The organism is Sulfurovum iocasae (genome assembly GCF_047716765.1).
Lineage (GTDB): Bacteria > Campylobacterota > Campylobacteria > Campylobacterales > Sulfurovaceae > Sulfurovum.
The window spans coordinates 2,433,272-2,457,815 of sequence record NZ_CP180410.1; the positions used below are offsets into that span (position 1 = coordinate 2,433,272).

The 24,544-nt window shown below is 37.7% G+C and carries 25 protein-coding genes; 12 read left to right on the plus strand and 13 right to left on the minus strand.

Annotated features, from left to right (window positions below; genetic code table 11):
• Nucleotides 1–28: 28 nt before the first annotated feature.
• Nucleotides 29–1,153: a succinyldiaminopimelate transaminase gene (locus ACLHDG_RS11900; RefSeq protein ID WP_415406458.1), complete on the minus strand. Its 1,125-nt coding sequence runs from the start codon at nt 1,151–1,153 to the stop codon at nt 29–31.
• A gap of 192 nt (nt 1,154–1,345) precedes the next feature.
• On the opposite strand from ACLHDG_RS11900, the gene ACLHDG_RS11905 reads away from it, so the two are divergent.
• A complete protein-coding gene (locus ACLHDG_RS11905) occupies nt 1,346–1,873 on the plus strand; it encodes a cation:proton antiporter (protein WP_415406459.1) in 528 nt (175 codons plus the stop codon).
• A 94-nt stretch (nt 1,874–1,967) separates the two neighbouring features.
• Here the strand turns inward: ACLHDG_RS11905 and dacB are convergent, their stop codons facing one another.
• From dacB to yajC, 7 genes are all read right to left on the minus strand, one after another.
• Nucleotides 1,968–3,797 (minus strand): D-alanyl-D-alanine carboxypeptidase/D-alanyl-D-alanine-endopeptidase, encoded by a 1,830-nt coding sequence (dacB, locus tag ACLHDG_RS11910; RefSeq protein ID WP_415406460.1) that lies wholly within the window; start codon nt 3,795–3,797, stop codon nt 1,968–1,970.
• Nucleotides 3,794–4,981: a MalY/PatB family protein gene (locus tag ACLHDG_RS11915; RefSeq protein ID WP_415406461.1), complete on the minus strand. Its 1,188-nt coding sequence runs from the start codon at nt 4,979–4,981 to the stop codon at nt 3,794–3,796. The genes dacB and ACLHDG_RS11915 overlap by 4 nt, the downstream gene beginning before the upstream one ends.
• On the minus strand, nt 4,966–7,074 hold the full coding sequence (ovoA, locus tag ACLHDG_RS11920; RefSeq protein WP_415406463.1) for a 5-histidylcysteine sulfoxide synthase: 2,109 nt from the start codon (nt 7,072–7,074) through the stop codon (nt 4,966–4,968). The genes ACLHDG_RS11915 and ovoA overlap by 16 nt, the downstream gene beginning before the upstream one ends.
• A gap of 23 nt (nt 7,075–7,097) precedes the next feature.
• Nucleotides 7,098–7,436 carry a DUF6394 family protein gene (locus ACLHDG_RS11925; RefSeq protein WP_415406464.1) on the minus strand — a complete coding sequence of 113 codons (339 nt, stop codon included), beginning with the start codon at nt 7,434–7,436 and terminating at the stop codon, nt 7,098–7,100.
• Between the two features lie 153 nt (nt 7,437–7,589).
• Nucleotides 7,590–8,561 carry a protein translocase subunit SecF gene (gene secF / locus ACLHDG_RS11930; protein WP_415406465.1) on the minus strand — a complete coding sequence of 324 codons (972 nt, stop codon included), beginning with the start codon at nt 8,559–8,561 and terminating at the stop codon, nt 7,590–7,592.
• Nucleotides 8,561–10,141 (minus strand): protein translocase subunit SecD, encoded by a 1,581-nt coding sequence (secD, locus tag ACLHDG_RS11935; protein ID WP_415406466.1) that lies wholly within the window; start codon nt 10,139–10,141, stop codon nt 8,561–8,563. Before secD ends, secF begins: the two co-directional genes overlap by 1 nt.
• Complete coding sequence (gene yajC / locus ACLHDG_RS11940) at nt 10,128–10,406, minus strand: preprotein translocase subunit YajC (RefSeq protein ID WP_415406467.1); 279 nt, start codon at nt 10,404–10,406, stop codon at nt 10,128–10,130. Before yajC ends, secD begins: the two co-directional genes overlap by 14 nt.
• A 10-nt stretch (nt 10,407–10,416) precedes the next feature.
• Between yajC and ACLHDG_RS11945 the strand changes: the two genes are divergently transcribed.
• Genes ACLHDG_RS11945 through ACLHDG_RS11975 form a run of 7 tightly spaced genes read left to right on the plus strand, consistent with a single transcriptional unit; the run spans nt 10,417 to nt 15,731 of the window.
• The gene (locus ACLHDG_RS11945) at nt 10,417–11,697 is read left to right on the plus strand and encodes an apolipoprotein N-acyltransferase (protein WP_415406468.1); all 1,281 of its coding nucleotides are present in this window, start codon (nt 10,417–10,419) and stop codon (nt 11,695–11,697) included.
• Nucleotides 11,694–12,062 (plus strand): membrane protein insertion efficiency factor YidD, encoded by a 369-nt coding sequence (gene yidD / locus ACLHDG_RS11950; RefSeq protein WP_415408340.1) that lies wholly within the window; start codon nt 11,694–11,696, stop codon nt 12,060–12,062. Before ACLHDG_RS11945 ends, yidD begins: the two co-directional genes overlap by 4 nt.
• Nucleotides 12,034–13,062, plus strand: coding sequence for a dihydroorotase (gene pyrC / locus ACLHDG_RS11955; protein ID WP_415406469.1), 1,029 nt, complete (start codon nt 12,034–12,036; stop codon nt 13,060–13,062). Before yidD ends, pyrC begins: the two co-directional genes overlap by 29 nt.
• Nucleotides 13,055–13,699: a carbonic anhydrase gene (locus ACLHDG_RS11960; protein WP_415406470.1), complete on the plus strand. Its 645-nt coding sequence runs from the start codon at nt 13,055–13,057 to the stop codon at nt 13,697–13,699. The genes pyrC and ACLHDG_RS11960 overlap by 8 nt, the downstream gene beginning before the upstream one ends.
• 42 nt (nt 13,700–13,741) lie before the next feature.
• On the plus strand, nt 13,742–14,662 hold the full coding sequence (cysK, locus tag ACLHDG_RS11965) for a cysteine synthase A (protein WP_415406471.1): 921 nt from the start codon (nt 13,742–13,744) through the stop codon (nt 14,660–14,662).
• A gap of 9 nt (nt 14,663–14,671) precedes the next feature.
• Nucleotides 14,672–15,262 carry an aminotransferase class IV family protein gene (locus ACLHDG_RS11970; protein WP_415406472.1) on the plus strand — a complete coding sequence of 197 codons (591 nt, stop codon included), beginning with the start codon at nt 14,672–14,674 and terminating at the stop codon, nt 15,260–15,262.
• A 22-nt stretch (nt 15,263–15,284) separates the two neighbouring features.
• A complete protein-coding gene (locus ACLHDG_RS11975; RefSeq protein ID WP_415406473.1) occupies nt 15,285–15,731 on the plus strand; it encodes a hypothetical protein in 447 nt (148 codons plus the stop codon).
• A 6-nt stretch (nt 15,732–15,737) separates the two neighbouring features.
• On the opposite strand, the gene ACLHDG_RS11980 is transcribed toward ACLHDG_RS11975, so the two are convergent.
• Nucleotides 15,738–16,640, minus strand: a complete 903-nt coding sequence (locus ACLHDG_RS11980) for a LysR substrate-binding domain-containing protein (protein WP_415406474.1) — start codon at nt 16,638–16,640, stop codon at nt 15,738–15,740.
• A gap of 180 nt (nt 16,641–16,820) precedes the next feature.
• On the opposite strand from ACLHDG_RS11980, the gene ACLHDG_RS11985 reads away from it, so the two are divergent.
• The 4 genes from ACLHDG_RS11985 to ACLHDG_RS12000 all read left to right on the plus strand — a co-directional run bounded on the left by ACLHDG_RS11985 (nt 16,821) and on the right by ACLHDG_RS12000 (nt 21,623).
• Nucleotides 16,821–18,887, plus strand: a complete 2,067-nt coding sequence (locus tag ACLHDG_RS11985; RefSeq protein ID WP_415406475.1) for an ATP-dependent helicase — start codon at nt 16,821–16,823, stop codon at nt 18,885–18,887.
• A gap of 92 nt (nt 18,888–18,979) precedes the next feature.
• Complete coding sequence (gene truB / locus ACLHDG_RS11990; RefSeq protein WP_415406476.1) at nt 18,980–19,810, plus strand: tRNA pseudouridine(55) synthase TruB; 831 nt, start codon at nt 18,980–18,982, stop codon at nt 19,808–19,810.
• Nucleotides 19,810–20,586 (plus strand): 4-(cytidine 5'-diphospho)-2-C-methyl-D-erythritol kinase, encoded by a 777-nt coding sequence (locus tag ACLHDG_RS11995; RefSeq protein ID WP_415406477.1) that lies wholly within the window; start codon nt 19,810–19,812, stop codon nt 20,584–20,586. The genes truB and ACLHDG_RS11995 overlap by 1 nt, the downstream gene beginning before the upstream one ends.
• A 71-nt stretch (nt 20,587–20,657) precedes the next feature.
• Complete coding sequence (locus ACLHDG_RS12000; RefSeq protein WP_415406478.1) at nt 20,658–21,623, plus strand: acyl-CoA desaturase; 966 nt, start codon at nt 20,658–20,660, stop codon at nt 21,621–21,623.
• A 7-nt stretch (nt 21,624–21,630) separates the two neighbouring features.
• Here ACLHDG_RS12000 and ACLHDG_RS12005 read toward each other — a convergent pair whose 3' ends face one another.
• The 4 genes from ACLHDG_RS12005 to ACLHDG_RS12020 form a co-directional block, all read right to left on the minus strand.
• Complete coding sequence (locus ACLHDG_RS12005) at nt 21,631–22,578, minus strand: hypothetical protein (protein WP_415406479.1); 948 nt, start codon at nt 22,576–22,578, stop codon at nt 21,631–21,633.
• Between the two features lie 3 nt (nt 22,579–22,581).
• On the minus strand, nt 22,582–23,391 hold the full coding sequence (gene napH, locus ACLHDG_RS12010; protein WP_415406480.1) for a quinol dehydrogenase ferredoxin subunit NapH: 810 nt from the start codon (nt 23,389–23,391) through the stop codon (nt 22,582–22,584).
• The gene (gene napG, locus ACLHDG_RS12015) at nt 23,384–24,196 is read right to left on the minus strand and encodes a ferredoxin-type protein NapG (RefSeq protein WP_415406481.1); all 813 of its coding nucleotides are present in this window, start codon (nt 24,194–24,196) and stop codon (nt 23,384–23,386) included. Before napG ends, napH begins: the two co-directional genes overlap by 8 nt.
• Nucleotides 24,197–24,312: 116 nt before the next feature.
• Nucleotides 24,313–24,534, minus strand: a complete 222-nt coding sequence (locus ACLHDG_RS12020) for a VF530 family DNA-binding protein (RefSeq protein ID WP_415406482.1) — start codon at nt 24,532–24,534, stop codon at nt 24,313–24,315.
• Nucleotides 24,535–24,544: the final 10 nt, after the last annotated feature.

Here is a 24,544-nt window from a genome sequence, read left to right on the forward strand (position 1 = left end):
TGTCGCTAAAGCGTAAGTGGGGTGCTTTCTAATTTTCCAAGCAACGCGCTATGCGTTGCAGTGCTTCTCTTGTCTTATCTGATTCATACACAAGTGCAAGTCTCACATACCCTTTACCTTCACCCTCTCTACCCAAAAATGAACCGGGGATCACTTTGAGGTTATACTCTTTATAGAGTTCAGTCGTAAAGGCTATCTCATCTTCCACTTTGAGCCAGATGTAAAATGTAGCTTCAGGTGCATCAACACCTAAAACTTCTTTGGCTACTTCAAAGTTCTTTATATACTTTGCTCTAAATCCATCTACATGTTCCTGGTCAGCCCATGCTACTGCTGATGCATATTGCAAAGGCAGAGGTGAAGCACAACCAACATACGTTCTGTAAACCATGTATGCTTTTAAAATATTTGCATCACCAGCAATAAACCCAGAACGTAACCCTGGTGCAGATGAACGTTTAGAAATAGAGTTGATGACCAACACATTTTTAAAACTTTCATTTCCTACTTCTATACTTGCATTCAGTAATGATGGTAATGACTCATCCAAATAAAGATCAGCATAACACTCATCATTAAGCAATACAAAATCATGTTTAAGTGCCAACTCTACCCAGAGCTTCAAAGCATCCATTTGCATGACGGAAGAGGTAGGGTTATTGGGTGAATTCAAGATGACAAAATCAGCTTTTGACAATGCTACCTCATCAACCACCGGTTGAAAATCATTAGAAGCATTAAGATTCAAATAGATCACCTCAGCCCTGCATGCTTTTGCTGCACCTTCATAGATCTGATAAAAAGGATTGGGAAAAACCATCACTGGGTTTTCAATGTCATGCAGTAAGAATTGAGGGAAGTTAAACAACACTTCTCTCGTTCCAAAAGTAGGAATGATCTGTGCATTATCCAATGTAAGATCAAATCTATTTTGGAGATACGTCAACATCCCCTCTCGTAAAACAGCTTCACCTGCTGTTTTAGGATATTTATTCAGTAGTGATGCGTTCTGGTTTAATGCATCTAAAATAAACTGTGGCGTGGCAAACTGTGGTTCACCAATAGTCAAACTTAATGGTGCATACTCAGAGTTTGGTACGATGTCTTGAAGTAGGGTATTGAGTTTCTCAAAAGGGTATGTTTCAAAGTTCATTTATGCTCTATTATTTTTATTTAATGAAGAGGATTATACCCTACTTGGGGTTAAGATTTGAAAAGTACACAAATTTTGGGTAAAGTATAGAATCCTATGGATACCCTAGATACTCATAATGGGTTTTGCAAATGTGAAATTTTGCAAGAGATTTTTAAAACATAGCCATAGCTACGTTGAAGGAAATATCTTGTGAAAGATTGCGTTTGCAAAGCCCACCCTATGGGCATCACTAGCTTTCGCCTATGCGTCGTTACACTTTTCCGACTTAGTTATGTTGCAGGACTGTTTTTAAAAGAAGAGTATTTCCTCTGTACTGAAGATGAGAAGATTGCCAACCATAAAAAAGATGCAGAGTTTGTTATCAACCATCTTGCTTTTACTATCTTTGGTCCTATCTTTTTTGTCATGCTGGGGACACAACTCATCTTCAATATGGAGATCATTTTAGATATCTTACCTGCTGCTCTAGTACTCTTTGGATCTGTATTTATACTGCAAATCCTCTCAGCTTCTTTTGCGGCAAGATACACAGGCGGATATAAATGGCATGAGAGCATCATGATAGGTTTTGGTATGTTGGGTCGTGCAGAACTTGCTTTCATTGTTATCAATATTGCCTATACTAAAAATCATCTCATCACACTGGAACAATTTTATACGCTGATACTGACACTCTTTTTACTCAATGTTACAGTTCTTGCTCTCATTAAATGGTGAAAACCTTACTATAAAGAAAGGGAGTAAAAATTTAACGGTGTTTGGTACTACACTTAGTAAAAAGTAGTTTTACTCTTGTTATGACAGTGTCCGTTTAGTAGAGAGCAGGATCTTCACTCTTCATTTTTCTTGTATTATTCACCAAAAAAGCACCAGCATTAATGTGTTTACGTACTTTTTCCAACGCTATTCTTGCACTTTTCTCACTTCTATATGCACCTACAAGTACTTTATATTGAGTTTCATGACGTACTTTATAAGGTAAGCCTAAACTTTCAATACTTGAGAGGTATTTTGTGTTTGGAGCGTGTGAAAAAGAGCCCGCCTGGATAAAATACTTTCCTGAAGAAGTTGAAGCATGACTTTTTTGTTTTTGTGATATTTTTGTCTTTTTTACATTTGTCTTTTTTGCAGGATATTTTTTCTGCTTCTGGGGTGTTTTTGTCTTCATTGCCCATAATGATTTTTGAGTAGACTCTTTTTTGGTTACTTTTTTGACAACTTTATTATCTACTCTCATCGCACCTCTACCTTTATATTTCACCAACCATGTTATGATATCATTTTGAAGTTTTGCAGCTTTCCATCTTCCTTGATTGGTATTGACCAATATCACTACTGTATAGAGTTTACCCGATCTGCTTTTAACATACCCACCGATATTTTTAACTCTTTTTAGTGTCCCCGTTTTCATCCAGGCACGTTTTTTAACAGCGGTTCCTCTAAAACGTTTTTTGATGGTTCCATCGACCCCTGCGATGGAAAGGGTGTTCATCCATCTTTGTCCATAACGGCCATAAGCATTATCATACATATCTGCTAAAATCTTTGCAGACATTTTCGCAGAGCGTGAAAGTCCACTGCCATTGTCTATTTTCAGTGTTCCTCTACTCAAAGCACCTTTACTTCTCAAAATGTACTCAACAGCCTTTCGTCCTTTGTTGGCTGTAGCTGGTGCACCATATACTTTAGCTCCCAAAAAAAGTAATAGATGACGTGCATAAAGGTTATTTGATTTTTTAGCTGTTTTAGAGACGATCTTTTCTAAACTTTTAGAGTAATGCGTGAACAGTATATTTGCATTGGGAGAAATTTTACTTAAACGCATAGTACCAGCTACTTCTACACCTGATCTTTTCAATGCATCTTTAAGGGCATAATAAAACGATTTATAGGGTTTGGTAATGACTTTACATATATTACGTTTCCCACATCGCTTGGAAATTTTACCTTGCAGTAGAACCTCAGGTACTACTTTGCTCTTATCTATCTTCACACGCGGCCAAGAATATCTGCCTCTGCATGGTTTGTTTACACGCTGTAGATTATTGCGTATTTTATAACTTCCGTCTACATATTTTTTACGCACATCATTTTTGTTCGGTGTAACGCAAATGGTACTTACGCGTTCATTGAACATCATGGCATCTGGCATTGCATTATACGGGCTGAAGGTATGCTGATCAAATCCTGAATTGTCTTTTGAGCCTACATCAAAGTAACTTCTGTCTATCACAATATTACCTGTAATTTTTTGGATACCTTTGGCCTTAATATTTGCAACAATACTTTCAAGATCTTTGGCAGCAAGTGTAGGATCACCAAAACCTTTCACATACAGGTCACCGCGAAGTACACCATTTTGCAGTGCACCTGTAGTGTAAAACTGTGTAGGCCAACGATAATCAAACCCCAGTTTTAACACAGCAGCATAGGTTGCCAAAACTTTTATCACTGAAGCAGGTGTTCTTGTTTTATCTGCATTAAGGGAAGCAATGACTCTACCCCCTACATCTACTTCTTTAATAAAAATACTTATATCTTTTTTTGAAATTCCAGACTTCTTTATCTGTGATTCAATCCCTGCCGGTAGAGCATACAGATAAAGAGAGAGTGCAAAATACCATAAAATAAGTTTTGTCAAATTCTTTCCTTATATGCAGTTAATAATCTTTGCATCGCTTCTTCTAAAACTTCTTTAGATGTTCCTATATTTAGGCGCATAAATCCCTCACCTGCATTTCCAAAACTTTTTCCGTCATTCAGTCCAAGCTTGGCTTCATGTACAAAAAAGTTGACCAACTCTTCATGTGTAAAGCCCATCTTGCTACAATCAAGCCATACTAAAAAAGTTGCTTCTGTTTTAACAGTTTTTATAGGTAGTTTATGGTTTTTAATAAATTCATTCACATACTCAATGTTAGCCCAAAGATAAACTTTTAAAGCCTCCAACCACTCTGAACCTTCTTCATATGCAGCCATAAGTGCTGCTATACCAAAAGGATTTCCATTCGTAATACCTGATCTATTCTGCTCTACCGTATATCTTCTACGGAGTTTATCGTCAGGTATAATAGCATAAGAAGTATTGAGTCCTGCAACATTGAATGTTTTAGAAGGTGCATTTAGAATAATGCATTTGTTTTGCATCTTCTCAAAATTCCCTATGACATGATGTGTCTTTTCATACACAAGGTCTGCATGTATCTCATCTGAAATGATCAATACATCATATGCAATACAGATATCTATTATTTTCTCTAACTCTTCCTTCTCCCAAACTCTACCTGTAGGATTGTGTGGAGAACAGAGCAAAAAAAGTTTTGCCTCTTTTGCTTTTGTTTCAAAATCTTCAAGATCTATCTCGTACTTACCATTTTTATAGACTAGAGTATTGTCAAGAAGTTTTCTCTTTCTATGTTTCACCGAAGATGCGAAAGGAGGATAAATGGGTGTTTGTATCAGTATGCCATCACCCTTTTTTGTGAATGCCTCTATAGCAAAATTCATAGAAGGCACTACACCATAACAAGGCACGATCCAATTCGTTTTAATTTTCCAGTCAAAACATTTTTTCATCCATTTCCTAATGGCTTTGTAGTATCGTTCCGGATAAACAGTATAACCATAAAGAGGATGTTGTGCTCTTTTTTTCATAGCATCTTGGACACAAACAGGAGAAGCCAGATCCATATCAGCTACCCATAAAGGGAGCAGATCATCTGTACCAAACTTTTTTATGGCATCATCTAGTTTAGTGGTATAAGTGCCTCTTCTGTCTTGCGCTTCAAAATTCATCTTCTTACCCATTACTATCGTTTCTGCCATACCGTCATCTCTGCAATAGTATGCTGATATTTTCTAGCTGTTTCCTGGATGACAAAAGGGACATCTCTTGTATCTATGAGTTCAAAGTGGGGTTCCAGTATTTCTTTTAACCCCTCTAAAGTACTAACATTCTTACCATCTCTTTTATAGCCACCTATCCATTTTTCTTTAGGCGTAGACTCCTCTTGCCATGTATAAGGAGATGTCATAATGAATAGTCCTCCATCATTCAGACGTGAAGCAAGTGAATCTAAAAACTTTTTAGGGTCATAGAGTCTGTCTATAAGATTGCCTGCAAAGATAAGGTCAAAATCTTTGAAAATAGGCTTTAGATTACAGGCATCTGATTGCCAAAATGCTACTTTCTTACGTTCATTTTCCAAATTAAAATCTGCAAGATTCACTTCATAAAAGTTTTCAAGTTCACCCTCTGTAGGCATAACATAACGAAGTACACCATTCTCTTTGAGTACTTGTGCTTCCTGTATGAACCTTGCAGAAAAATCTACGCCTATCACTTCATCAAAGCCGCGTGCAAGTTCAAAAGAGCTTCGTCCTATTGCACAACCTATATCAAATGCTCTACCTTTTGGTCTGTCTTTCATATATTCTAAAGCAATACTTGCACACTTTGCAGGATAATTTTCTACGCCCAAGCCATTTTCACCCCAACCAAAATGACAATACTGAGAGATAATGCTATCTGTGGTATAAGAGTTAGTCGTTACTTGCTCTTCATAATGACTCTGAATATATCTAAACCCCACATGCTGATAAAAATGTCTCCTGAAACCGTAACGGCTCTCTTGCGTAGCAAGGTTTCCACAACTTACCCATGAACCTCCGTTAATGAGATTATGTTTACCATCAAAAGTCGGTACCGTAAAGTCATCATAAATAGGATGAACTTTAAATCCTTCGAAAGGATAGATAGGCGTGCGTGACCACTGCCAAACATTACCTACCACATCATAAAATCCATCCTGTTCATATGTATCTACCGGCACGGAAGAAGCAAAGCCCTCTAAGTTGATGTTTGCAGGAGCTTTGCCCTTAGCTGTCCACTCTAAATAACTGGGTACTTTCACTTCATCACGTAAACGTATGTACTCATCTTCCGTAGGTAATGTGATAGTTGTACTCTCTTTTTCACTCAACCATTTACAAAATGCTTCTGCTTCCAGGTAGTTCACTTCTACAGGCCAGTTAAGTGGCAAGTTTATCTCACGGCTTAGTGTACGAAACCTATAACCTGCTGTAGCCGTGTTATCTTCTATCCAAAACAGAGGATGTTTGGCATTCGTATATTTTTTCCATGAAGCACCCTCTTCACACCAACAATCATCACTCTCATAACCACCCCCTTCAACAAAAGTAAGAAACTCTGCATTGCTGGCTAAGTATTTAGATGCTTTAAATGCCGGGATATCTACCTGATGCACACCATACTCATTATCCCATCCATAGAGTTGGGCATCTCTATTTTTACCAAGTATCACACTACCGGCACTCACATCCAAAAGTTCATTTTTCGGGGCGGCACCAACACTTTCGCACTCTTTCCATTTTTCATCTTCTCTGATCATTTTAAAAGGAAGTTGACGCAGAAGTACAGAAGAGGTTTCAAGATGGATGTTCTCATGTTCTACACCCATTAAAATGATCCACCAAGGAGAACTTTCAGTAATAGGAAGGGTTAAAGGAAGTCTGTCTATCAAGTTAGAGACAAGATCATATACTTTATCGCGATACGCTTGTGTCTCTTCTAGCGTAGGCCATTCATAATGTTTTTCATTTAAGTCATCCCAACTCATTTCGTCTACACCTACAGCAAAGATAGATTCCAGCTTTGCATCAATACGTTCATCTATGATCTTTGCAAGTTTAAATTTGTTAATAAAGAATGTGGCTGTATGCCCGTAGTAAAAAATGATAGGATGACGAAGAGGATCTGCTTTTTGAAAATAGGCTTTTTCATCTGCTATGAGATCAAAAAGTGATTCATAGCGTTTGTAACAATATTGAAAATACTCTTTGATCTCTTGTCGTTTGAGTTCAGAGTTTGTTCCATGAAGTGTAGGCATCTTTACCATGTGTACTCCTTAAAGAAGATCGCTTAAAAGTCTGCTTTCTCTTTAGAACTCTCTACTATAGAGATAACAATAGTATAAAGATTCGCTATAACAGCCCCTATGACCAATCCTGTAGCAAGTTCATGATTATCATAAAATTTTAGTGCAAAAAATGCAGGTATCAAGTGCAGGTCAGCTACTAATGAACCTGCCAATAGTTCTGCAGCAAGTAAATTTCTCACACCGATTTTCATAATCGTCGAAACAACATTTACTGACCCCGCTATAAACAATGCCACAAGCGCTTCATCATACAAAAATGCTGCAGATGTCGTAAGAGACATCAACGTAAAAAACATATAAAAAACTTTTCCCCATTGCATAGTAACTCCTTAAAATTTAATTATATTGTACCGTTTTCGTACATTGCTCTCATTTGCTATTATTATCTTCTTCTTGAATAGGAGCAAAGCCCCTATTCAATTCATCTCACTAAAGCTACGCCTTTGGCGAGAAAAGAAAAAATGCTTCAACTATTATATCGTACCATTTTCATACATCGCACGCATTTTTTCTTTCTCTTTCTCTCTTTTGAGTTTTGCTGCTTCTTTTTCTCTAAATCCGGAAACAGAGAAACCTAACCACATCAAAATAGGAGATGCTACGAAGATAGATGAGTATGTACCTACAACGATTCCCACAAGCAAGGTGAAACTAAACCCGTTGATGATCTCTCCACCAAAAAGGAAGAGTGACAGAACAACGAAGAATGTTGTTAAAGATGTCAATGTTGTACGTGAAAGTGTACGTGTCACAGACTCATCGATGATCACACCAAGATCTGGATCTTTGATGGTTCTTATTCCTTCACGGATACGGTCAAATACAATGATCGTATCGTTCAGAGAGTAACCAAGTATGGTTAAAAGTGCTGCTAAAATGTCGAGGTTAACTTCTACACCAACAAGCACTATCATACCCATAGCAATCGTAACATCATGTAACAATGCCATTACAGCAGCTACTGCAAAACGCCACTCAAACCTGAATGAAACATAAATAAGGATACCGATAATGGCAAGTACCATAGCCATAAGTCCCTGTTCACGTAACTCAGATCCTACTTTTGCCCCTACCATATCAACTCTTCTTACTTTGAAGTCACCCGTATCTTTAAGTAATGTTCGGATTTTGTCTCCAACATCTTCACCTAAAGCTTTTGAAGACATTTTAGTACGGATGACCACTTCATCCTCACCTCCGAAGAAAGTAACGGTTGCACCTTCATAGGCTTTATCTGTCTCCAGTGCTTTTCGTACCTCTTTGATAGGTGCATTACCTTCATATTGTACTTGTATCAGCGTACCACCAGCAAAGTCAATACCATAGTTAAAACCTTTACCGATGATCAAACCAAGTGCAAGTATCAGTACAGTAACAGAAAGCAAACCAAAACGTTTACTTTTACTCATTAACGAAAGAGGTTTTTTATATTTAAATATTTCCATTATTTCGCCCCTTCACTTTTGATACCAAACCAGAAGTTCAGTTTTTTCTTATCGATACGAGGCAAGATCCATTGGTAAATACCATGTGTTCCTACGATCGCAGTCAACATAGATGCCAAAATACCGATACTCATCGTAAGAGCAAACCCTTTGATAGCACCCGTACCATAGGCATAAAGTACAGTTGCTGCGATCAATGTAGTTACGTTGGCATCCCAAATAGCAGTAAAGGCATTGTTATACCCATCTTCTATGGACTTTCCAATAGACTTGCCTTGATGCAGTAGCTCTCGTATACGTTCACTAATGATTACATTGGCATCAACTGCCATACCCACTGTCAGGACGATACCCGCCATACCCGGAAGTGTAAGTGTCGCACCAAAGAGTGACATAATGGCTAAGATCAAAAAGAGGTTTCCTATAAGGGCAACATTCGCGATCACACCTGCCATTCCATAATAAAATACCATAAAAATTACGACCAATACAAACCCAAGCATCAAAGCAAGTGAACTTGCTTTAATACTGTCTGCACCCAAGCTTGGTCCCACAGATCTTTTTTCCATGACATACACAGGCGCAAGCAATGCTCCTGAACGAAGTGCAATAGCCAAGTCATGTGCTTCTGAAAGTTCAAATCTTCCAGAGATCTGCACACGACCACCACCGATACGCTCATTGATGTTTGGTGCAGAGTAGACTTTGTTATCTAAAACAACTGCCATACGCTTCCCTACACTTTTACCGGTAAAGTCACCAAATATTTTGGCACCTTGTCCGTTAAGTGTAAAGTTTATCACAGGCTGATTATTTTCATCAAACCCTACTTTGGCATCGGTCAACATAGAACCATCCAAAACAGGAATGGCACGAAGCAGATATTTTTCCGGTGTATTGACATCCGTAAGGATCACATCACCAAAACTTTTTGCTTCATCTGCACTCATAGTGTTGACTCTTGCTGCTCTGTCTTCATCCACAGCCATAAGCTGTAAGTGCGCTGCACGTGCGATGAGTTCACGTATACGCTGCTCATCTTCCTGTGTTTTGATACCAGGTACCTCTACAAGGATCTTGTCTTCACCCTGTTTAGCTACAGTTGGTTCAGCAAGTCCAAACTCATTGAGTCTATTACGGATGGTGTCTACTGCCTGTTGAATGGCATTTTGCTCTGTACGTATCATCTCTTCATCAGTCATTTTAAGAGAAAATTTTAATCCGGTTTCAACGAAAGCAGTACCGGGTAATTCATCTTTAAGAAGTTTTTTGGCTTTGACAAGATCATCACCATCAAGCAGTTCAAAAGTGATCTCTTCACCATCTATCATGCGAAGGTCATCGAAGATGATCTCTTCATCATCAAAGATATACTTCACACTTGCAGCCATAGATTTAATACGAGACTCAATAGCAATTTCACTTTTGATCCCAAGGAGCATATGAAGTCCACCTTGAAGGTCAAGCCCTAAGGTGATCTTCTTTCCACTATCACTTTGCATCAAAGAGGGGATAGAAAACACCACCCCGAAAATGAGTGCAAATGCAAAGATAATAACTCTAAAATTAAGCGTTTTCACCCAATTCAACCTTTTTTGATACAAAAGCTCTATCTAGTTTAACGATAACCTCATCATTTAGCTTGATTTTGATAAACTCTTCTTCAGGTTTAACGATCGTAGCGATCAAACCACCTGTAGTAACGATCTTGTCGCCTTTTACAAGACCTTCAAGCATTGCTGCATGTGTTTTTTGTGCTTTTTGTTGCGGTCTGATAATTAAAAAATAAAAAATCGCAAATAAAATGATTAGTGGCAAAAATGAAGCTAGTCCGTTAGTATCCATAAGGAATCCTTTGAGTAAAATTAGACAGTATTTTAGCACTTTTGAGCTAACAAGAGGCTTTTTGATAGCACTTTTAAGCTCTGCCTTTATATATCTGGACTATTGGGGTCTCTCACATCCGATTTTAACGACGCTGTTTGGACTCACCGCGCTCTACCTACTGCTGCAAGAAGAGCAAAAAACCTGGTTTTTTTCTGGATTTTTCATAGGACTTTTTTGGTTTTGGTGGATAAGCATGAGCTTTAAACACTATAACATGATCTGGGCTATCCCCATAGGATTAATGGTCATTGCTCTCTCTTATGGAATACTTTTTTGGCTTATCGCATTTTTAGTTAAAAAAACCACTTCTTTGCTCCCTGCTACCTACTCCCTGCTACCTTTAACACTCAAAGCCATCGGGCTTTTAGTCTTAAGCTATATTCATCCTTTTGGCTTTGACTGGTTCAAACCTGAACTCATATTTGTAGAGAGTTATTTAGGCATTGAAAAATGGCAATTTTCTATTATTTTGATTTCTATCACTCTAGCTATTTGGAAAAAACAATTGCTTTATCTTTTTTTAGTACTTCTAGCCTATCAACCTACAACGATTGCCACTTCAACTATACCACCTGGCACCATACAGATAGTGACTACCCACACCTCCGTTGAAGACAAATGGAAAGCATCGCTCCAGCCTGCGCAATTTGATGCGCTTTTTAAAACCATAGACCAAGCCATAGACGCAAACAAAACACTCGTTATCTTACCGGAGTCTGTCTTCCCTGTGTTCGTAAACCGTTCACAAGAACTCATAGACAAACTTCAAAAAAAAGCCAAACAAATCTCCATCGTTACGGGTGGACTTTACTGGGATGGTAAAACACCGCGAAACTCTACCTATATCTTCACAAATGGAAAAATCTCTGTAGCCAACAAAGTCGTGCTTGTCCCTTTTGGAGAGAGTAATCCCCTGCCTGATTTTTTAAGTGACTGGGTCAATAAAGTTTTTTATGATGGTGCCGTAGATTATAAAGCAAGTAAAGACGTTATAGATTACAAAATAGATGAAAACACTTACAGAAATGCCATCTGCTTTGAAGCCACAAGCGAAAAGCTTTATGAAGGCAAGCCAAAAAACATGATAGTCTTAAGCAATAACGGCTGGTTCACTCCCTCCATAGAACCCACTCAACAAAAACTTCTGTTACAATACTATAGTAAAAAATACGGTACCATCATTTATCATGCGGTGAATATGTCAGAGTCTTATGTGATAGAGAATGGTAGAGTAAGGATACAAAAATAGATACAAGAAAATTCTGGTTAGCCCCTATCAAAGGATACCAATACATTTCAAAAATGCTCCCTGCTTCCTGTCGATACTATCCTACATGCTCTGAGTATGCGAAGTGGCAGTTTGAGTTCAATGCTCCGCATAAAGCATTGCTTGCAAGCTCTTTGCGTATCTTACGCTGCAATCAGCTTTTTGATGGGGGGATTGATTATCCTATAGTTACCTATGTACCACCAAAGCTACTAAACTTGCTTGATTTTAATAGACTTTGTGGCAAAATGAAGATCATTTATTGGTTCGTACCCAAAGATATCAACCATTCAAAATATTATATTTTAAAGGATTTTAATGCCATTAACGACTCCAGTGATTCTTGACGCCCCACTTGATATGCACCTTCACCTCAGAGATGGAGAAATGTTAGAAAATATCGCCAAAGCCTCTGCTCATACTTTTTCAGGGGCTATTATCATGCCTAACCTTGTACCACCTGTAAGTAGTAAAGAAGAGATCATTGCCTATAAAGAACGCATTATGCATGCTATTGGTAATGAAAAGTTTACACCGTATATGACACTCTTTTTCAAGCCAAGCTATGACAAGGCTTTTCTGGAGTCTGTACGTGATGATATCACTGCGATCAAACTTTACCCTGCAGGCATTACCACAAATTCCGAAGGTGGTGTAAGCGGTTTTGACGTAGAAGAGTTACGTCCTGCACTTTCAGCCATGTCTGATCTGAACATTCCTCTTTGTGTGCATGGAGAGACCAACGGTTTTGTCATGGACAGAGAAGCAGAGTTTGTCTCTATCTATGAAAAACTGGCATCTGCATTTCCAAAGCTTAAGATCATTATGGAACATATCACGACAAAAGAGAGTGTAGCGGCCCTTGAAAAGCACGAAAATCTTTATGCAACGATCACTGTACACCACTTGCTCATCACACTTGATGATGTTGCCGGCGGGATGCTTCAACCGCATCTCTTTTGTAAACCTATCGCCAAACGTCCGGAAGACAGAGAAGCACTGCTTAAAGTAGCCCTTGCAGCACACCCTAAAGTCATGTTCGGTTCAGATTCAGCACCACACCCTAAACATGCTAAAGAAGCCTGTGGTTGTGCTGCCGGTGTCTTTACTGCACCTATAGCATTACAAGTACTCACAGAACTTTTTGAGACAAATAATGCTCCCCTTGAAAATCTTCAAGCCTTTATCTCTGGCAATGCACAACATATTTATGGGGTGACACCTATAACTAAAAAGGTGACGTTAGAGAAAAAAAGTTTTAAAGTACCTGCTGAGTATAACGGAGTTGTGTCTATGTATGCTGGTGAAGAGATAGCATACAGTATAAAGGGTGTAAAAAATGGATAGTCAACTCCAAGAGTTTGAGAAAGGACATGCGGACTTTCAAAAAGTAAAATTCAATCAGAGTAAAGAGCGTTTTAAAAGACTTGTTGATGAAGGACAAAGCCCTAAAGCACTTTTCATTGGTTGCAGTGATTCTCGTGTAATGCCTGCAATGATCACAGGAAGTAAAGCAGGTGATCTTTTCATTATTAGGAACATCGGTAATTTTGTAGCACCATACAAACCTGATGCAGATTTTCACGCTACCGCTTCTGCCATAGAATACGCAACAAGTATCTTGGAAGTTTCAGATATTATTGTTTGTGGGCACTCACACTGTGGTGCGATCGAAGCACTCTATAAAGATATCAAAGAGACCCCTGAAAATACCCATACCATTAAATGGCTGGAGTTAGGTAAAGAAGCAAAAAAAGTAGCCATGCTCGCTTATAAAAATGATAGTAAAGAGAGAATGCTTCGCTATACAGAAAAAATTTCTGTAGTCTATCAACTTGATAATCTATTGACTTATCCCGGTGTAAAAAGAAGAGTTGAAGCAGGAACGCTTTTCCTCCATGGTTGGCACTATCACATGGAACATGGCGACATAGAATATTATGATGATGAAAATTATGAATTCAAACCGCTTAGTCAAAAGTAATAATAAAGTATAATAAATTATAAAGTTAAATAAGGAGAGTGCATGATCGCAAATAGTATTGAAGAACTCATAGGAAATACCCCTTTAGTGAAAATCAATTCACTTTCAAATGAAACAGGTGCTATCATCTTAGGTAAATGTGAATTTATGAATCCTACATCTTCGGTTAAAGACAGGATTGCGTTTAATATGATCAACGAAGCAATGAAGTCGGGAAAAATAACTAAAAACACCACTATCATTGAGCCTACCAGTGGTAATACTGGCATAGGACTTGCTGCGATCTGTGCATCCAAAGGACTTAAACTTATCCTTACCATGCCAGACTCAATGAGCATAGAGAGACAAAAACTGCTTACCTATTTGGGAGCAGAGCTTGTACTTACCCCTGCAGTCAAAGGGATGAATGGTGCCATAGAAAAAGCAAATGCCCTATTGCATGAACTCGATAATGCCATAGTATTACAACAGTTTCAAAATCCGGATAATCCGGATATCCATAGAAAAACCACTGCAGTTGAAATACTTAAAGACACCCATAACAACGTAGATATTTTTGTTGCAGCAGTGGGAACAGGCGGAACACTTACCGGTACTTCTGAAGTACTTAAAGAAAAACTTCCTTCCATGTTATCCATCGCTGTTGAGCCTGCAACTTCTGCCGTATTGAGTGGTGGTACCCCAGGACCACACAAAATACAGGGAATAGGTGCAGGGTTTATACCAAAGATCCTCAATACTTCTATCTATGATGAGACTATTGTGGTAAACGATCATGATGCTTTTGCTATGGCACAAAAAGTAGCAAAAGAAGAAGGTTTGCTTATAGGTATCTCAGCAGGGGCAAATCTTCATGCAGCCTACCTCGTTGCTTCAAGACCTGAGAATAAAGGTAAAACGATCGTTACTATCCTTTGTGATACAGCAGAACGTTATCTCTCTACAGAACTTTTTGACACATAAGCTTTTCATATGCATGATACTTCAACACTTCTTTTAGAAACCATAAAAATAGAAGATGGGGAAGTGTTTAATCTTTCTTACCACCAAGCACGTTGTGATGAAAGCAGAAAAGCTCTGTTTCATTCAACAAACAGACTGGATATATCTTCTCTTATCCAGGCACCACCCAAAGGACTTTATCGCTGTCGTATTCTTTATGATGAGAAAATACACTCTATAGAGTACATTCCTTATAAACCCAAAGAGATACATAAATTAAAAGTTATCACTTCTAATATCATATACAATTACAAATATGCAAATAGAGAAGAGCTAAACACTCTACTTCAAAAGCAATATGATGCAGATGAAATAATCATAGAAAAAGAAGGATATTTAACCGATACCACCATTGCAAATATTGCTTTTTATGATGGGGAACAATGGTTCACTCCTGAAAAACCTCTGCTAAAAGGTACGATGAGAGCAAAGTTGTTGGATGAAGGATTTCTGCATACCAGAAAGATAAAAAAAGAGGAAATAAGTGACTACACACACGTTGCTTTAATGAATGCTATGATAGGATTTAAAATTCTAAATAACTTCACAATTCAAAAATAAGAAATATTATAAAGGGAAAATAATGACCATTAACCTTTTTCAAACTCCGGAATACAGAACACTTATGGAAGAACATATAGAAAAAACCATTGGTTATCTGTTTAATAAAAATCAGGAATTTTCTCTTGCTTGTGAAATAAAACATATCAATTTTAACCCTGAACTCCCCTCTAGTATTAAAGAAGCTTTTAATGAGACTGTGTTATTTGTTTTAAGTGGGTACACCTATGAAACTGCAAAACTTGATACGGGATATTTTTCTTTTGAAGCGGGGTTTGGATCTGAAAATTTCGGCTCGACAGTGACAGTCCCACTGCTTGCGATAAAACAAGTCTTTGTTGGAGATAATCCCATTATCTTTAACCTTGCTCAACCTGTAGATAAAGAGAAGGTGTCTAAAAAAAGTTCTATGGAAGCCCTACTCAATAACCCTGAAAATAAAAAGCTTCTTAAGAAAAAGAAGCCTTAGTCTCTCTTAGCATTGTCCTGCTAAGATGTAATCTACCACATTATCTACATAGGCATTATGCTTATTCTCTTTAGAGTAAACGATGTAAAACTTACGTGTCATTGTGTATCCTCTAAGTCTTGCTTCAAAAAGTTCACCCTTTGCTACTTCATCTGCGATAGCATATTTTGAAATGACAGAAACCACTGGTTTGTTTACATCTTTTTTAGCTCTTTTGATCGTTTGCAATACAGTTGTTGTATTACTCACTTCACTGATAACATCAAAACTTTTACATGATACACCAAGCTCTTCAAACACATCTGCTGTAACACGTCTTGTGTGAGATGCCTCTTCACGACAGATCCATCTATAATCATAGAGCTCTTCAGTTTTAACTATTTTAGGAATCGGTACATTACTTACAAGAACAAGCTCATCTTCCAACCACTCTCTATAGATCAGATCATTATCCATCACCGGTGATTCTATAAGCCCTACATCTAACTTTCTGTCTTTAAGTTTCTGCACAATCTCATCACTTAGATCAATACTTAAATTCACATCATTGTGGATCGCTTCACCCATATCATTAAGGCACTCACCAGGGATAACATATGTACCTATAGTATACGATGCTCCCAATCTGAATGTCATCTGTTTATTAATGATCTTAAGTATATCTTTCTCTGAAGAGTTGATCTCTTTTTCCAGTCTTGCTGCTATCTTATAAAGTTCTTCTCCTTCAGCCGTAAGCTTAATACCATTTTTTTTACGCTCAATAATTTTTACTCCCAGATACTTTTCGATAAATTTAATCTGTTGTGTCACTGCAGGTTGAGATATCCCCAGTTTCGCTGACGCTTTTGAAAAACTTCTTTCACGTGCTACAGTCAAAAAAGTTTCCAATTTTACAAAATCTTTTAACATTATTATTCCTTATTTTATTTCATATAAAAATTTTACTATTGTTATTGTATCAAATTATACTTAACTATACATAAGGTGCGCTTATTAAAATAATATAATTCACTTTTTTATATAAAGGTAGAATTTAGACTTAAACATTTTAACGATATAATAAATACTATATAGGAGAGTAATATACTTATGGAAAATATATTAAACGAACTCAATCCATCACAACGTGAAGCGGTTGAACATATCGATGGTGCGATGCTTATCCTTGCTGGTGCGGGAAGTGGAAAAACCAAAACCCTTACTGCAAGACTTGCATACCTTGTAGGAGAGGTTGGCATAGATCCTGCCAACACTTTAACACTTACTTTTACCAATAAAGCTGCTTCTCAAATGAGAGAACGTGCACTTAAATTGATGCCAGCTAAAGTCTCTTACCCTCCACTTTTATGTACTTTTCATAAGTTTGGCTTACTTTTTTTAAAATTCCATATTGAAAAACTGGGACGAAGTAACTCTTTTGTCATCATCGACAGTGATGATAAAAAGCGTCTCCTGCGCTCCATTGCCAAAGAGTTAAAAATCGACCTCAACATCTCATTTATCGCCTCTGAGATCTCAAAATACAAGAACTCACTACTTTCTCCTGAGGTAGTCATTCAGAAAGCCGAACTTGCAGACTATAAAAAAGTAGCAAAAATTTATGCGCTTTATCAGGCAAATATCGAAGAGAATAATCTTGTCGATTTTGATGATCTTCTTATGCTGACATATAAAATACTTGATGAACATGAGGGGCTGCGTAAAGAGACCAGTAACAGATACAAGTACATTATGGTTGATGAGTACCAAGATACCAATGAATTGCAGTTCCGCCTTCTTGAACATCTTTGCTCTGAGCACGGGAATCTCTGTGTTGTGGGTGATGATGACCAGAGTATTTATGGCTGGAGAGGTGCAAATATCCGTAATATCTTAGAGTTTGCAGACAACTTTAAAAATACGAAAACCGTGAAGCTTGAAACCAACTACCGTTCAACAAACCCTATCTTACAAGCAGCAAATACACTTATAGAACACAACTCAACACGCCTAGGGAAGAAACTTACCTCACATAAAGGAAAAGGTGAAGATGTCAAACTACTCCACTCACTCGACGAGTCTATGGAAGCTAAAGCCATCGCACATCAAATACACAAACTCATAGACAAAGGTGCTGACCCTGATGAAATAGCTGTACTTTACCGTATCAATGCACTTTCACGTTCTCTTGAAGAGGGCTTTACCAAAGAGGGATTAGGCTTCAAGCTCATCGGTGGTATGCGTTTTTATGAACGTGCTGAGATAAAAGATATCATCTCCTACTTTAGAGTGCTTGCCAATCCACATGATGATTTTTCACTACTGCGTATTATTAACAAACCCAAACGGGGCATTGGTAAAGCATCTATAGAGAAGCTTCAGAAGGCTGCTTTTGATGCACATCTTTCACTTTATAGTTATATAGAACAAAGCGTAAGTGGTAAATTGCCTATAGTGATCAGTAAAAAAGTGGCTACTGCACTTACTAAACTGGTTGAAGATATAAAAGTGTTACAAGAAGAGATAGAAAACACTCTTGGAAACTTTATCACACTTTTTGAAGAACGCATCAAACTTAAAGACCACTATGCAGGGATGGTCGACGGTTTTGACCGTATCTTGAATATCGACGAGTTTTACGGATACTTTAGAGATGCTGTCATTAAAAACCCGGATCTTACACTGGATGAATTTCTCAATGACATTTCATTGCAAAGTGACCAAGACCAGATAGAAGAAGATGCTATCATCATTATGAGTATCCATGCTGCAAAGGGCTTAGAATTTGAACACCTCTTTGTCATCGGTCTTGAAGAGGAGTTCTTCCCCCTTCTTGGTGAGGGGTGCAACATGGAAGAGGAGCGTCGCTTAGGCTATGTGGCTATCACCAGAGCCAAGTCAGACCTTACCCTTTGTTATGTTGACAGTCGTTTCTATAAAGGTCGTCGTAAAATGATAGACAAGAGTCGTTTCCTGGGTGAAGCAGGGCTTATTCAAGATACCAGCCTCAAGATCACAAAGAGTTCAGCCTTTAAAAAAGGTGATCTTGTTAAACATAAGATCTTTGGTATAGGGCGGGTACAGGCAGCCAATAAGTCTGGGAAAGAGTATAAACTTCTCATTAACTTTGGTGGGAATAAGAAAGAGATACTTAGCTCTTTCGTACAATCGATATGATGTAGGGTGCGTTTGCCAACGCACCAAAAACACAAATAAAATTTAATATAAAATCAAAGGTGCGTTGGCAAACACACCCTACAGGAAAATAATTGAACCGTCTCTTTGTAGTAAACAAGCCTATCTTCCGTACATCCAATGGGTATATGGGTTATGTTAAACGTAAATACAACACAAAAAAAGTAGGTTTCTCAGGTACACTTGACCCTTTTGCTACAGGTTGCCTTATCGTAGCCACAGGTCAATACACAAAACTCTTTCAATACCTCAACAAAACACCTAAAAGCTATAACGCAACTTTATGGTTAGGGGCTAACTCTCCTAGTTTAGATATCGAGCAAGTAGACAGCATTAAAGAAGTAGTACCCTTTCCCAAAGAGAAGATAGAAGAAGTTTTACTCTCTTTAAAAGGTGAACTCACTTATTACCCTCCCAAGTTTTGTGCAAAAAAGATAAACGGCAAACGTGCCTATGAACTTGCACGAGCAGGTGAAAAGGTAGAGCTTAAGACCATCACCTCAACCATATACGATATAAAACTCATCAACTATAATCACCCTTTTGTACACTTTGAAGCCAAAGTAAGTGAAGGTACCTACATTCGCAGTCTTGGTTCACTCATAGCAGATATGCTAGAAGTTGATGGTACACTTTCAAGCTTACATCGTATCCATGAAGGACAGTTTTATTATGCTGATGAAAAAGCTCTAGATCCATTCACACATTTAGCCCTTCCTTCTAATATTTATACAGGGGAAGAGGAATATATGGAATTAGGGAAAAAGCTCTCTGTAGAGTATTTTGAGACTAAAGAAGATGGTGTTTACCTCATAGAAACTTCAAACTTCTTTTCTATTATTGAAATACTTGATGAAACAGTTAAATATAGATTTAACAGAATACCAAAATTTGAGGAAATTTAATGCACACTATCAAAGCCCACGCAAAAGTAAACATCTTTTTAAAGATCACAGGACATAAAGACGGCTATCATACCCTACTCTCAAGATTTGTACGAGTAGAAGACCTCTATGACACCATCACTTTTGAACCATGTGAATGCGACTCCTTTACCATAGAAGGTTGTGATGATGTTCCTACCAAATCCAATACTATTTACAAAGCATACAGTGCCTTATTGAAGCACGGCAACAGTGAAGAGTTATCTAACTTTTTTGCAAAGCATAAAGTAGTAGTAACAAAAAAAATCCCAAGCCAAGCAGGTTTAGGAGGAGGAAGTTCAGATGCTGCAGCTTTCATGCGATTAGCCAATGAGGTTTGTGATCTACAAATAGATACTGAAGCATTAGCCAAAATAGGAAGCACCATAGGTGCTGATCTCCCCTTCTTCATCTATAATTACCCTTCTGCAAATGTATCTGGCTTTGGTGAAATAGTCGAAGCCTTTGAAGAAGCCCCTTTAGAATTTGAACTCTACATTCCAGAGATAGGTTGTGACACTACTATCGTCTATAAAACTTTCAACAAATACTTACTGCAATACATCTCTCTTGCTTCATTCTTTGGCTGGGAAAGACTGGACTCCAGAACTCTGTTAAATTTAGTACCCGATCCCATAGCCCTCAACGATCTCTATCCAGCAGCTCTTGTTGCATACCCAGAGCTAGAAGAGTTAGATAGGGAAGGCTGGTTCTTTTCTGGGAGTGGGAGTACGTTTTTCAGACTAAAGAACAACTGATATTCTCTTTTACATTATCTTAATGTATAAAAGTTATAATAATCTCAATAAAATAGAATAGAGGTATTTCTATGTCTACAACTACTACCCCATATCCAGATATCTTCGATGAACTAAAATCCGAAGTACGTAAAGCAGGTTTATTGGAGCGTATACCTGTTCGCGGATCCATAGAAATGATAGCTGTCATCATTTCTATTACAGTTGCACTCGTTACCGCACCCCTATGGAACCCTGTTCTTTTAGGTCTCTTTATGACACTTGTTTTTACACGTTCTGTCTTTGTCTCTCATGATATTTTACATACACAGTATTTTAAAAGTAAATCACTCTCAAAAAAACTCAGCTATCCTTTTTCTGCATTTATCTTGAGTAACTCCTCTTCATGGTGGGACTATAAACATAATGTCAATCACCACACCTACTGCAACATTATAGAAAAAGATGAAGATATCCGTGCACTTGATGGTGCTTTTACACCAAATAAAGGCGATAGTCCTTTCATCAAAAAATACAAATACCTCATCTTTTGGGGTTCTATGTTCTTCATGTTTCCTGCGTTCATCGCACAATCTTACAGTTTTGTTATCAAACGCAAACTATGGGGTGAGTTTACACTTATGTTGCTTCACTGGCCACTTATCTGGGGAACACTTATTTACCAGATAGGTGCATTAAATACATTGTATGTAGCACTTACAATGAACTTTGTACTCTCCCCTTGGTTAGCCTTTGGTTTCATTACCAACCACTTAGGATGTGAAACATTTGATGAAGAAGAGGGTAAGAAACTCTCATGGTTGGAACTGCAGATGAGAACAAGCCGTTCACTCTCTGGTGGTAGTTTTGTACACTGGTTCTACGGCGGACTTAACACACAGATAGAACACCACCTCTTTCCAAAAGCACCCCGCTTCAACCTTCTCAAAGTACAAAAAATGACTAAAGATTTTGCAAAAAAGCATAATATCCCTTACTTTGAGACTACTCCTATTGTAGCATATGTTCAGATCAATAACGCATTAAAAGAGTACTAAAAAGAGGCTACTCCAGCCTCCAAAACATAAGCCGATCATCTTCATCAGCAGAGATCAGCTCATTTGAGGTATGAAAATCTATTTTTAAAATGGTTTGAGCATGTCCTTTTAAAAGCATTATCTCTTCCATGCTACCGGTATCTATAACAGAGATATCATTCTCTTCATTTTTTACAAAAGCCGCCTTTGTGGCATCAGGATTTAATGCAGCATCATAAATAAAAAAGTCTCCTTTGGTCATAGAGTATTTCTCCGGTGTTTGATATAAGATGACACGTCTGTCTTTACCTCCACTCAGAAGCTTTCCATTTTTATAATCTATCGAGAATATATCCCGTTTATTGGCCTTAAAAAACTTCTGCACCACTTTTCCAGTCAAAATATCTATTTTACTGATCTGTGGTGTTTCATCTGCCGTAAAAACATACTCTCTTTTTTCATCAAGAACAATATCAGATAAACTCGCTAAATTGTACTGTTTTTTATAGACTATTTTTCTATTTTTCAAATCATATAACATAAGTTCATTACTCATAAAACCTATGATCGCACTCTGCTCATTCACAAATTTTACTTTTTTAAGTGAAAAATATTGAGAGGCATCAACTAGCTTGATCAATTTTTTGTTTTCATAAAGATAGAGTTCATGATATCCACTAAGCAAACGTTTTATAAATATGATCTTACCTTGATAATAATCCACACTTGTGATCAATGATCGTATATCATCACCAAAGATATTTTTTACTTTCGGAAGTTTGACCTGATCTATGAGTTGATCTTTTTCAAGATCATAAATATCAATAATTCCCTCCTCTGTACCTATGATCAAAAGATTGTCTACCTTCACAAAATCTGTCACTGCTTCACTTGCTTTGACATACTTATAGGGACCTATCTCTTTTGCAGAAACGATCGTAAAAAACAAGACTATTATGAGTAAAATATTTTTCATCATCTATCCTTTTGCCATATTTACAATGGACACTTGAAAGGCATCACTCGGACAGGATTCAATGCAACGACCACATTTGATGCAAGCACCACCTATAGGTACACTTTCCCTACCTACCTTTGCTAAAATTTCAACCTCGGGACAGACTTTAAAACACTCAAGTGCATGTACACATTTATCACTGTCATGTACCACTTTAACAATGCTGTATCGTCCTATCAATGTATTAAATCCACCTAAAGGACAGATATGTCCACACCATCCGTAGGACTGAGAAAAAAGATCAAAAAGAAAAATAGCCACAAGAAAAAGCCATCCCATCCCAAATCCAAATACCACACCTCTAAATGCTATACCGATAGGACTTATCATTTCAAAAGCTGCCAAAGAGAAGAAGAATGACAATCCAAGACTTATTACAATGACCCAATAGCGAATATTACGACTAAATGAGACACGCTTCTTCTTGTCTGTCAAGTTCAGTTTACGTCTTAACCATGCTGCCGTTTCGGTAATGATATTGACAGGACAGACCCAAGAACAGAAAAAACGACCTCCTATGACACTATAGACAAAAAGAACTACCGCAACTCCCATTAGAATATCTGTAGTGATGACTGCACCGGCAAAAAACATTTGCAGTGTAGCAAAGGGATCAGACAGAGGAATAAATCCAAAAACAAGTGCAGAGCTCAAGTTACCTTGCAGTACAGTCCACCCATACACATTTCCACCAAAGTAGATGGTAAGCAACGCTATTTGTACGATTCTTCGTGAGAGTAAAAAACGATGTTTATATAAAAAATTATTCATCATACAATCCTTTCAATATGCCCTCTACATCATCAAGGTTATCGATCACACTTTTTTCACTTCGTTTTGTTTTTTCCAGTGTCACCTCTGTAGAACCTTCATCAAGTCTAGCCTCATCACCTTCTTTCCAACCTACAATATAATGTGAACCGATATCACCTTTTGAGATAGCCAGCGGTAATATGGTTATGGAAGCTACTTTTGTAGGACAAGCATGTTCACACATTCCACATCCCGTACAGAAATCAGGGTTAACCACCGGTTTTAAAAACGCATGCATATCTGTACGTGGATTTCTCTCACTATGTAGAAATATAGCCTCATCCGCGAGTGGACAGGCACGTACACACAAGGTACACTGTAACCCCAGGTATGCTAAACATGTTTGTGTATTGATCGTTGCAAGCCCCATTCTTGCACTAGTAATGGAAAGTTTATTCTCTTTTGTAAGTGATTTTAGATCAAGTGCCTGTGTTGGACAGATTGATGCACATGGTATATCAGGGCACAGACGACAGGCTTCTGTTCTTGGCGTAAAATAGGGAGTCCCGATCGAGATTTGATCAGAGATAGTAGAGAGTTTCAGTATATCAAAAGGGCAGGCTTCAACACACATCCCGCAACGGATACATGTCCTGACAAAATCTTTCTCAAAAAGAGCACCCGGAGGCCTTAAGGTCAGGTTCCTTGCCTGAGACTGGCTCAGATAGCTACTCCAAGCAATAATCCCCAGTGCACCATACCCTACACCTTGCATCATTTTTTGTAAAAAGTCTCTTCTGCCTTTACTATTAGGATCATTCATTTTTACTCTCCTTAGCATTTTAAAACCTAAAATTAGAGCGATTACATATCATTAGATTATAATATAATTAAACTTAATGCAGAATATGATGGTTTTATAATGAGATTTAGAGAGGTTTATTTCTTTATCATAGCAATGTACAGATTTTCAACTTTTGTTCTTGCCCAAGGTGTTTTTCTCAAAAATTTGAGACAGGAGTTTATGGAGGGGTCATAGTTGAAACATCGAATGTTTATACGTTGTCCCAGTTCATCCCAACCGTATTGATCAACCAATTCATTCATGATCTGTTTTAAATTGATTCCATGCAAAGGGTTATTTTTATGTTCTTCACTCATTGTTTATATC

What these genes read in the sequence shown, in the direction of transcription:
- pyrC (WP_415406469.1), top strand. Translation starts at nt 12,034, where the DNA reads ATGCCATTAACGACTCCAGTGATTCTTGACGCCCCACTTGATATGCAC.
- ACLHDG_RS11975 (WP_415406473.1), top strand. Translation starts at nt 15,285, where the DNA reads ATGACCATTAACCTTTTTCAAACTCCGGAATACAGAACACTTATGGAA.
- yajC (WP_415406467.1), bottom strand. Translation starts at nt 10,406, where the DNA reads ATGGATACTAACGGACTAGCTTCATTTTTGCCACTAATCATTTTATTT.
- ACLHDG_RS11980 (WP_415406474.1), bottom strand. Translation starts at nt 16,640, where the DNA reads ATGTTAAAAGATTTTGTAAAATTGGAAACTTTTTTGACTGTAGCACGT.
- ACLHDG_RS11900 (WP_415406458.1), bottom strand. Translation starts at nt 1,153, where the DNA reads ATGAACTTTGAAACATACCCTTTTGAGAAACTCAATACCCTACTTCAA.
- ACLHDG_RS11960 (WP_415406470.1), top strand. Translation starts at nt 13,055, where the DNA reads ATGGATAGTCAACTCCAAGAGTTTGAGAAAGGACATGCGGACTTTCAA.
- ovoA (WP_415406463.1), bottom strand. Translation starts at nt 7,074, where the DNA reads ATGGTAAAGATGCCTACACTTCATGGAACAAACTCTGAACTCAAACGA.
- ACLHDG_RS12020 (WP_415406482.1), bottom strand. Translation starts at nt 24,534, where the DNA reads ATGAGTGAAGAACATAAAAATAACCCTTTGCATGGAATCAATTTAAAA.
- ACLHDG_RS11985 (WP_415406475.1), top strand. Translation starts at nt 16,821, where the DNA reads ATGGAAAATATATTAAACGAACTCAATCCATCACAACGTGAAGCGGTT.
- ACLHDG_RS11970 (WP_415406472.1), top strand. Translation starts at nt 14,672, where the DNA reads ATGCATGATACTTCAACACTTCTTTTAGAAACCATAAAAATAGAAGAT.
- napG (WP_415406481.1), bottom strand. Translation starts at nt 24,196, where the DNA reads ATGAATGATCCTAATAGTAAAGGCAGAAGAGACTTTTTACAAAAAATG.
- ACLHDG_RS11925 (WP_415406464.1), bottom strand. Translation starts at nt 7,436, where the DNA reads ATGCAATGGGGAAAAGTTTTTTATATGTTTTTTACGTTGATGTCTCTT.
- cysK (WP_415406471.1), top strand. Translation starts at nt 13,742, where the DNA reads ATGATCGCAAATAGTATTGAAGAACTCATAGGAAATACCCCTTTAGTG.
- secF (WP_415406465.1), bottom strand. Translation starts at nt 8,561, where the DNA reads ATGGAAATATTTAAATATAAAAAACCTCTTTCGTTAATGAGTAAAAGT.
- napH (WP_415406480.1), bottom strand. Translation starts at nt 23,391, where the DNA reads ATGAATAATTTTTTATATAAACATCGTTTTTTACTCTCACGAAGAATC.
- ACLHDG_RS12005 (WP_415406479.1), bottom strand. Translation starts at nt 22,578, where the DNA reads ATGAAAAATATTTTACTCATAATAGTCTTGTTTTTTACGATCGTTTCT.
- ACLHDG_RS11915 (WP_415406461.1), bottom strand. Translation starts at nt 4,981, where the DNA reads ATGGCAGAAACGATAGTAATGGGTAAGAAGATGAATTTTGAAGCGCAA.
- ACLHDG_RS11995 (WP_415406477.1), top strand. Translation starts at nt 19,810, where the DNA reads ATGCACACTATCAAAGCCCACGCAAAAGTAAACATCTTTTTAAAGATC.
- ACLHDG_RS12000 (WP_415406478.1), top strand. Translation starts at nt 20,658, where the DNA reads ATGTCTACAACTACTACCCCATATCCAGATATCTTCGATGAACTAAAA.